We start from the raw sequence: 9300 nt of genomic DNA on the forward strand, positions 1-9300 counted from the left end.
AAAAAGCACGTGGTGCAAAAGCAATCGGTACTACCGGTCGTGGTATCGGCCCTGCCTATGAAGATAAAGTTGCCCGCCGCGGTCTGCGCGTAGGTGATTTGTTCAACAAAGAAACCTTCGCAATCAAGCTGAAAGAAATTGTGGATTACCACAACTTCCAGTTGGTGCACTACTACAAAGAAGAAGCGGTTGACTATCAAAAAGTGCTGGATGAAGTATTGGCTATTGCCGATATTCTGACTGCAATGGTAGTTGATGTTTCCGAATTGCTGGACAGTGCGCGTAAGCGTGGTGATTTCATGATGTTTGAAGGCGCTCAAGGCACCTTGCTGGACATCGACCACGGTACTTATCCGTATGTGACTTCATCGAACACCACAGCGGGTGGCGTTGCGACAGGCTCTGGCCTGGGCCCACGTTATGTTGATTACGTGCTGGGTATCGTGAAAGCCTATTCCACTCGTGTTGGTGCAGGTCCATTCCCGACTGAACTGAACGATGAAACAGGTGAGTTCCTGCGTAAGCAAGGTAACGAATATGGCGCGACCACTGGCCGTAGCCGTCGTACCGGTTGGTTGGATATCGTTGCAGTACGTCGTGCTGTGCAGATCAACTCCTTGTCTGGCTTCTGCATGACCAAACTGGACGTGCTGGATGGTCTGAAAGAAGTGAAACTGTGTGTTGGCTACCGCATGCCAGATGGCCGCGAAGTTGATACCACTCCACTGGCTGCTGAAGGCTGGGAAGGTATTGAGCCAATCTACGAAACCATGCCAGGCTGGTCAGAAGTGACCTTTGGCGTAAAAGAACACAGCAAGTTGCCACAGGCAGCGCTGAACTACATCAAGCGTGTAGAAGAGCTGACAGGTGTTCCGGTTGATATCATCTCTACCGGCCCGGATCGTGAAGAAACCATGATCCTGCGCGACCCATTTGATGCATGATTTATTAGCAAATAGCTAAATAATCAGAATTCAGATGCTAATGAACCGGGCTTATGTCCGGTTCATTGTCTTAGATTCACCAGAAAGTTATCTCCGGTCAGCCATTTTTACATCAAAAAACCCGCCCTTTATCTAAATGATTAGTCGCAAGCTTTGTGGCTGGTTTATCATTCAATCTATAAGTTTCTAAATAGCACTTAGAATCGCACTTATTAACCTATCCAAAACGTGTCATCTTAGATGGGTTTAAGCCGGGTAAACTGATACTCAGGGGTATACGTGCAGTTAACAAGTTTTACTGATTATGGTTTGCGGGCGCTTACTTATATGGCCTCGCTGCCTGAAGGCCAAATGACCAGCATTTCTCAGGTGACCGAGGTCTATGGCGTGTCTCGCAATCATATGGTTAAAATAATCAATCAGTTGAGTCGTGTCGGGTTGGTAACCGCTGTACGGGGGAAGAATGGCGGCATACGGTTAGGTAAACCGGCTGACCAAATTCGAATTGGTGACGTTGTGCGCCAGTTAGAACCACTTTCTCTGGTCAATTGCAGTAGTGATTTTTGCCATATAACCCCCGCTTGCCGCTTGAAACAAGTGCTTAATCAGGCGGTACAAAGTTTCCTTAACGAGCTGGATAACTATACTTTAGCCGATATGGTTCAAGATAATACCCCGCTCTACAAGCTATTACTTGTTGAGTAATTCTTATAATAAAACACGTATAGCAAGCTGCTGCTGACAACGGAGGAACCGCAATGTCACAAGATCCATTCTTGGAGCGAGAAGCAGAAAAATATGAGTCACCCATCCCTAGCCGGGAGTTCATTTTGGCTCATCTCGCGAAACGCGAAACACCTGCCAGCCGTGAAGAACTGGCAAATGAACTTAATTTGTCGGGTGAAGAACAGCTAGAGGCGCTGCGTCGCCGCCTGCGCGCGATGGAGCGTGATGGGCAATTGGTCTTTACCCGTCGTCAGTGCTACGCCTTACCGGAGCGCCTGGACTTATTGCGCGGGACTGTTATTGGTCATCGTGATGGCTTTGGTTTCTTACGGGTTGAAGGCAGTAAAGACGACCTGTACCTCTCAGCCGAGCAAATGAAAACCGCGATTCATGGCGATGTGGTATTGGCCCAACCTGTTGGTGCTGACCGCAAAGGTCGTCGTGAAGCGCGTATCGTGCGCGTATTAGTACCGAAAACCAGCCAGATTGTCGGGCGTTATTTTACTGATGCGGGTACGGGTTTTGTGGTGCCGGATGATGGCCGCTTGAGTTTTGATATTCTGATCCCACCAGATGCCATCAATGGCGCGCGGATGGGGTATATGGTGGTGGTCGAGTTGATCCAGCGCCCGACCCGCCGTACTAAAGCAGTGGGTAAGATTGTTGAAGTACTCGGTGAGAACATGGGTACCAGCATGGCGGTAGATATTGCGCTGCGCACTCATGAGATCCCACATACCTGGCCGCCACAAGTTGAAAAACAAGTTGCTGACCTGAAAGAGCAAGTGCCGGAAGAAGCAAAAAAAGGGCGAGTGGATTTACGCAATCTACCCTTAGTGACTATTGATGGTGAAGATGCCCGCGACTTTGATGATGCGGTTTACTGCGAGAAAAAACGCGGTGGCGGCTGGCGCTTGTGGGTGGCGATTGCTGATGTCAGTTATTATGTGCGTCCGCGCACTGCACTGGATGATGAAGCTCGCAGCCGTGGTAACTCGGTTTACTTCCCGTCACAAGTTGTCCCGATGCTGCCGGAAGTGCTGTCAAACGGCCTTTGCTCCCTGAATCCGCAGGTAGATCGCCTGTGTATGGTGTGTGAGATGACCATCTCCGCACAGGGCAAACTGTCGTCGTATAAGTTCTACGAAGCGGTGATGAGCTCGCACGCGCGTCTGACCTACACCAAAGTATGGCGAATCATTGATGGTGAAGAATCACTGCGCGAGCAATATAAGCCGCTGGTGCCGCATCTGTTAGAACTGCATACCATGTACAAGGCGCTGGATCAGGCTCGTGCTGAGCGTGGAGGTATTGCATTCGAGACCGAAGAAGCCAAGTTTATCTTTAACGCTGAACGGCGTATCGAGCGTATTGAGTCGACGGTGCGTAATGACGCGCATAAGTTGATTGAAGAGTGCATGATTCTGGCGAATATCGCCGCCGCGCGGTTTGTGGAAAAACATAACGAACCGGCGCTGTTCCGGGTGCATGACCGCCCAAGTGATGACCATATTTCAGCGCTGCGTAGTGTGCTCAGTGAGCTGGGTCTGACACTTGGTGGTGGTTTGAAACCAGAGCCAAAAGATTATGCAGTGCTGATGGATGAAGTTGCGGATCGTCCGGATCATGAAATGCTGCAAACCATGTTGCTGCGTTCGATGAAACAGGCGATTTACGATCCGGAAAACCGTGGTCACTTTGGTTTGGCGTTAGCGTCTTATGGCCACTTTACCTCACCCATTCGCCGTTACCCCGATTTGGCCATGCACCGGGCTATCAAGTACCAGCTTGCCAAAGAGCACGGCAATGTGAAAGAGCGCTGGACACCAACCGGTGGCTGGCACAGTGAGTACGAAGATATGCTGCAATTGGGCGAACATTGCTCAATGACTGAACGCCGTGCTGATGAAGCGACTCGTAATGTCGCAGATTGGCTGAAGTGTGATTTTATGCAGGATCAGGTGGGGAAAGTCTTCACCGGGATTATTGCCAGCGTCACCGGCTTTGGTTTCTTCGTCCGTCTGGATGATTTGTTTATTGATGGTTTGGTACATGTCTCCAGTTTGGATAATGACTACTATCGTTACGATAACATTGGTCAGCGTTTGATCGGTGAATCCTCAGGTCAGGTTTACCGGTTGGGTGATACCGTGGAAATCCGGGTTGAGGCGGTACACATGGATGAGCGCAAAATTGATTTTGCTCTGGTCTCCAGTACCCGTAAACCGCGCGGTGAAGGCAAAACGGCGCGTGATAAAGCCAAGAAAGCCGATGGTCAGCGCACTATGCGCGATACTTCCACTGGCCGTGGCGGTCGTGGTAGTTCATCGAGTTCATCGAGCTCATCGAGTTCATCACGTCGTGATAGCGCGCCAGCAGGAAGTGGGCAGAAACGCCCTCGTCGTGCTAAAAAACCGGCAAACTTTGAGCCAGATAGTGCTTTCCGTCCGGCAGATGCCGCCGCTAAGTTAGATGACAAAGCGTTGGCCGAGAAAAAGGCCAAAGCTAAAGCGAAAAGAGCATCCGCCAAGACCAAGAAAATTGCTGCTGCCACCAAGGCCAAGCGCGCGAAGAAAAAAACCAGCAGTGACCAATAATGGCCTGTTGATTGTCGGGCGGCCCTGGTCGCCCGCATTCATTTATATTTAATCATTTATAAAAGAGCATCATGAGCGAAATTATTTACGGCATTCACTCCGTTAAAGCCTTGTTAGACAATGATCCACAACGTTTTCTGGAAGTTTTTATTCTGAAAGGTCGTGACGATCGTCGCCTACAGCCCTTGATTGCCGAACTGGAAGCAGCCGGTTTGGTGATTCAGGTTGCCAGCCGCCAGTGGCTGGATTCACAGGTTGAAGGTGGTGTCCATCAAGGTATCGTGGCGCGAGTCCGTGAAGGGCGTCAGTATCAGGAAAATGACTTGCCAGCATTGCTGGAAAGTGTAGAAACCCCCTTCCTGTTGGTGCTCGATGGCGTTACTGATCCCCATAATCTGGGCGCATGCTTGCGCAGTGCAGATGCTGCGGGTGTCCATGCGGTTATCGTGCCACGGGATCGCTCGGCGCAGCTGAATGCCATCGCCAAGAAGGTCGCTAGTGGTGCTGCTGAAAACGTACCATTGATTAAAGTCACTAATCTGGCGCGCACGCTGCGAGTGTTACAAGAGCACAATGTCTGGATTGTCGGGACTGCCGGTGAAGCAGACCATACATTGTATCAAAGCAAAATGACCGGCCCGATGGCATTAGTGATGGGAGCTGAGGGCGAAGGTATGCGCCGTTTGACCCGCGAACACTGTGATGAACTGATCAGCATTCCGATGGCAGGGAGTGTTTCTTCACTCAATGTGTCGGTTGCTACCGGTGTGTGTTTGTTTGAAGCGGTACGTCAGCGAGCGCTAAAAATTTAATATTGAAGTTAATGACAAAGTGCCTGTATCGGTGAAAACAGGCAGATCATAAAGACGCCACACTTTTTTTGTTAAAACAAGCCTTCCCTGGGGGCTCGAGCCGCGCCATCCGTGGCGCGGACGCTTTACTCTTCTCCCTGTCCTCACCTTGCAAGATCGAGTCGTTGGAGTTTGTCAGCAGTCTGAAGCCAACATTTCCGGATGTTGGCTTTTTGTTTTTTATTTTTCACACAGAGAATTTCGCATCACTATCAGCGATATAGAGTGGATTAATCGCTGTTTGTGATGTGCCTGTCAGCAAAAACCCCCGCCTGCACCATACTTAACCCTGATTTATGAATGCCGATTTCGCAATAAGTACCGAAATGGAGGAAGGTATGGAGTGGCAGACTCATTTGGTTTTCAACCAGCCTGAGCCGTTATCTAACAGTAATTTATATCTGTCTGATATGGCCTTGCGGGAAGCAGTGATGCGGGAACATGCTGGCTGGGATGGAGAGGATCTTTCTCTAATTGGACTTCAACTTGGCTCACAGGAGTCACTCGAATTAGGGCGGCTGGCAAACGCCAATCCGCCAGAATTATTGCGCTATGATGCAGCTGGCCAGAGATTGGATCAGGTGCGATTCCATCCTGCCTGGTATGTGTTAATGCAAGAGTTGGTTAATCACCGAGTGCATAATTTACCTTGGCAGGAAGATGCGCGGATAGGCTCTTTTGTCGCCAGAGCGGCGCGTTTCATCCTGCATGCTCAGGTGGAAGCGGGGACATTATGCCCAATAACCATGACGTTTGGTGCCATTCCGCTGCTGCAACAAACACTTCCACCGCTATTCCAAAGCTGGATACCAGCACTGCTTTCAGATCGTTATGACTCGCATCAAATCGTCGGTAGCCAGAAACGTGGTTTATTGATTGGCATGGGTATGACCGAAAAACAGGGCGGTTCCGATGTGTTAAGTAACTCCACCAGAGCAGAGCCGCTGCAGGCTCGCGGCAATGGTGAGGCTTATCGTCTGGTCGGGCACAAATGGTTTTTCTCGGTACCACAAAGTGACGCGCACCTGGTGTTGGCCCAAGCCGAAGGGGGGCTATCTTGTTTTTTCCTGCCTAAAATATTGCCAGACGGCACCTATAACGCCATTCGCTTAGAGCGCTTGAAAGAGAAGCTCGGCAATCGTTCTAATGCCAGCAGTGAAGTTGAATTTGATAATGCGACCGCGTGGTTATTGGGCGATGAAGGTGACGGCATTCGCCAAATTCTGAAAATGGGTGGATATACTCGTTTTGATTGCGCGCTCGGTAGTCATGGCCTGATGAGAAGAGCCTTCTCCGTCGCGCTGTACCATGCCTGGCAGCGGCAAGCCTTTGGTAAAGCACTCGTTGACCAGCCTTTGATGCGGCAAGTCTTAAGCCGTATGGCATTGCGTTTAGAAGGCCATACCGCGTTATTGATGCGTCTGGCCAGTGCATGGGAGAAAACCGGCGAGGTTCATGAGCAGGTATTCAGTCGGTTGCTGACGCCAGCGGCAAAATATCGTGTCTGTGGGCTGGGCAGCGGGTTTGTCGCCGAGGCGATGGAAGTTCTTGGCGGGATTGGTTATTGCGAACAAAGTGAGCTACCGCGGATTTACCGTGAAATGCCGGTCAACAGCATTTGGGAAGGTTCCGGCAATATTATGTGCCTTGATGTGCTGCGAACCTTCCGCAAACTCCCCTCTGCGATAGAAATGCTTCAGCAAGAGTTTTATTCGGTGCGAGGGCAAAATCGATTGTTTGACCGGGCATGGCGACAATTGCAGCAGCGGCTGAAAAATCCCAAGGAAGAGCAAGGGCGGGCGATAACGCAGCAACTGTTTGACTTGTGTTGTGCATCTCAATTGCTGCGGTTTGCCGCGCCGCCATTGGCCGATGCCTGGTGTCGCATGACGCTAGATCACCGGGATCAATACATGGTGCCTGAAGCGGTTTGCGCGCTGCTGCTCAGTCGCGGCAGCGGCATGAAATAAGCTCGAAATCATTTATACAACTAATTATTTATACTGCTAGTTATTTATACAACTAGTTATTTATACAACAGAGCGTTGGCGTACCAAATGCCTGGATAAATACTGTCAGACATCATGATAATCAAATAGTAGGGCGCACCACTGGCATTGGCCCTACGTTTAATTTCAGCTTCAATATCCATCGGGCTGCCAAATACTTGAGCTGAAACGGTGCCCACTTTCTGTAAATTAAGGCTCTGTGCGCGGGTGATTTCCTGGGCATAGGGCTGAGCCACAGGTGGTGGAACCGGAGTAACGTGAAAAGCACTGCAAGCCGAGAGTCCCAAAGTGATCAGTAAGACCACCATTACACGTTTTAAATTCATTTTTGCCTCTTTGTCAGCTGCGATATCACTGCTAAGCCCATTATTTCTCAAGTGTAACGCTGCAACCTCAAGTATGAGGGAATATCTTGGAAGAAATTGATTTAAGACTTTATATCTTCATTTTGGCACACTGCATCTATCTGTTATAAGCCTGTTCGCTGCCTGATAAACAAAGGATTCTCACCATGATTGAGATGTCGCTGGAAAACATTAATGGGATTGAGGTCATCCATGCGGCCCCTGCGGGCCAGCGTCAGCAGCCGTTACCCACCATTTTCTTTTATCATGGCTACACCTCGTCAAAAGAAGTCTATTCCTATTTTGCCTATGCTTTCGCCCAAGCCGGTTTTCGCACTATAGCGCCGGATGCAGCTATGCATGGTGCGCGTTTTGACGGCAATGAAACTCAGCGGTTGTCTCATTTCTGGGAGATCCTCAAATCGAATATTGATGAACTACCTGGGCTTAAGCAGCATTATCAACAGGCAGGATTAATTGACGGTGATCGAATGGGTGTTGCGGGCGCATCAATGGGGGGAATGACCGCGTTAGGCGCGTTTGCTCGCTACCCATGGATCAGTGTTGCTGCCGATTTTATGGGATCAGGTTATTTTACTTCGTTGGCGCATTCGCTGTTTCCACCTTTGGATGCAGGACGGGAGCTCAGCCCGGCAGAGTTTGAACGTCGTTTGGCACCACTGGCAGATTATGATCTTTCCCATCAGTTGGAAAAAATTGCTGAGCGGCCTTTATTGGTTTGGCATGGCGAAGCGGATGATGTGGTGCCAGCGGCGGAGAGTGCGCGCTTGGTTCAGGCACTGCAAGTCAGCAGGCGTGATAACCACCTGACCTATCTTACAGAACCGGGGATTGGACATAAGATTACGCCAACAGCGTTGAGCGCAGGAACACGCTTTTTTAGCAAATATCTATAAAAAACCCCCGACAAGCGGGGGAATGGGTATGAGTATTGTCTTTTTTATCGGTGTTTCTCTGGTGTTGTATTTATCTATTGAATCTTAGCGATAGAGAACGGCATTAACGTGCATGGAACTATTGTCGCCGGGTTCATGCATAGCAATTATCTGATAAGAAGTCGCACCGCGTTCATCAGCTAATTTACTGATTTGTGCAGTGGCATCATCAGGAGAAATGACATTGTGACCCAGTGACAGAGCACCGATACTGACGCGCTGTTGCTGCATAGCTTGTTGAGCGGTTATTTCTGTGGCGGCAAACGTGCTGGTTGATAATACCAAGCCGAGTGCGGCTGCGATAGTAAGTGTATGTTTCATAGGTGACTCCAAAATCTTATACCCGTTATACTTCGAGCCGCAGACGCGTTGGCTGCGTTCAATCACCCGAATCACTTACAACACAGTAAGCTCATCGGGACTCTTTCGCTTGCCGCCTTCCTGTAACTCGAATTATTTAGGGTATGTTTAGACACTTTGAATGACTTTCAGTTAGCTGCGCCGCTTGTTTTGCGGTGGATGTAAATAATTCTAGTCGCTTTTGTTAATTTAAAAATACGTGGCAATTGATTCACTTTGTCAAAAAAAGTGAATGATATTTATGTTGAGCTAATGATTTGATTGAAATATTTAGTAGACTAATGGATCTACATCCATTGGTTGTTTAATGAACAAAAAGTGCGGTTTTAGTTGAGTAATGGTTAGAACAAGAATAAATCCCCGGCAATCCTTGAGTTTCAAACCGTCCGCAAGTATAGTTACGCGTCATTTTTCAGCCGCACACAAACACGTTCCTTGCCTCCATGGGCCGCGGTTGACCCTATCAGGAGGCTGAATAATCCGTAAGGAGCAATAATCGATGCGTCATTACGA

General features: G+C 49.3%; 8 protein-coding genes. 6 read left to right on the top strand and 2 right to left on the bottom strand.

From position 1 onward, the window contains the following. The 5 genes from purA to ACNSO8_RS02545 form a co-directional block, all read left to right on the top strand. On the top strand, positions 1 to 944 hold a 944-nt coding region (gene purA, locus ACNSO8_RS02525; protein ID WP_418393728.1), incomplete at its 5' end, for an adenylosuccinate synthase. 279 nt (positions 945 to 1223) lie between these two features. Further along, positions 1224 to 1649: a nitric oxide-sensing transcriptional repressor NsrR gene (gene nsrR, locus ACNSO8_RS02530; RefSeq protein ID WP_005156409.1), complete on the top strand. Its 426-nt coding sequence runs from the start codon at positions 1224 to 1226 to the stop codon at positions 1647 to 1649. A gap of 53 nt (positions 1650 to 1702) precedes the next feature. Next, positions 1703 to 4267, top strand: a complete 2565-nt coding sequence (rnr, locus tag ACNSO8_RS02535; RefSeq protein ID WP_418393729.1) for a ribonuclease R — start codon at positions 1703 to 1705, stop codon at positions 4265 to 4267. Between the two features lie 71 nt (positions 4268 to 4338). Further along, positions 4339 to 5079, top strand: a complete 741-nt coding sequence (gene rlmB / locus ACNSO8_RS02540) for a 23S rRNA (guanosine(2251)-2'-O)-methyltransferase RlmB (protein ID WP_004392482.1) — start codon at positions 4339 to 4341, stop codon at positions 5077 to 5079. Positions 5080 to 5444: 365 nt separating this feature from the next. Beyond that, positions 5445 to 7088, top strand: coding sequence for an isovaleryl-CoA dehydrogenase (locus ACNSO8_RS02545; RefSeq protein WP_050322025.1), 1644 nt, complete (start codon positions 5445 to 5447; stop codon positions 7086 to 7088). Between the two features lie 56 nt (positions 7089 to 7144). Here the strand turns inward: ACNSO8_RS02545 and bsmA are convergent, their stop codons facing one another. After that, on the bottom strand, positions 7145 to 7453 hold the full coding sequence (gene bsmA / locus ACNSO8_RS02550; RefSeq protein ID WP_005175485.1) for a biofilm peroxide resistance protein BsmA: 309 nt from the start codon (positions 7451 to 7453) through the stop codon (positions 7145 to 7147). A gap of 185 nt (positions 7454 to 7638) precedes the next feature. Here bsmA and yjfP point away from each other — a divergent pair, with 185 nt between their 5' ends. Then, complete coding sequence (yjfP, locus tag ACNSO8_RS02555; protein WP_019080712.1) at positions 7639 to 8388, top strand: esterase; 750 nt, start codon at positions 7639 to 7641, stop codon at positions 8386 to 8388. An 84-nt stretch (positions 8389 to 8472) separates the two neighbouring features. Here the strand turns inward: yjfP and ACNSO8_RS02560 are convergent, their stop codons facing one another. After that, entirely contained in the window at positions 8473 to 8748 is a 276-nt protein-coding gene (locus ACNSO8_RS02560; RefSeq protein ID WP_005156389.1) for a DUF1471 domain-containing protein, read from the bottom strand. Between the last annotated feature and the right edge of the window lie 552 nt (positions 8749 to 9300).

Source organism: Yersinia sp. LJYL362, assembly GCF_048323875.1.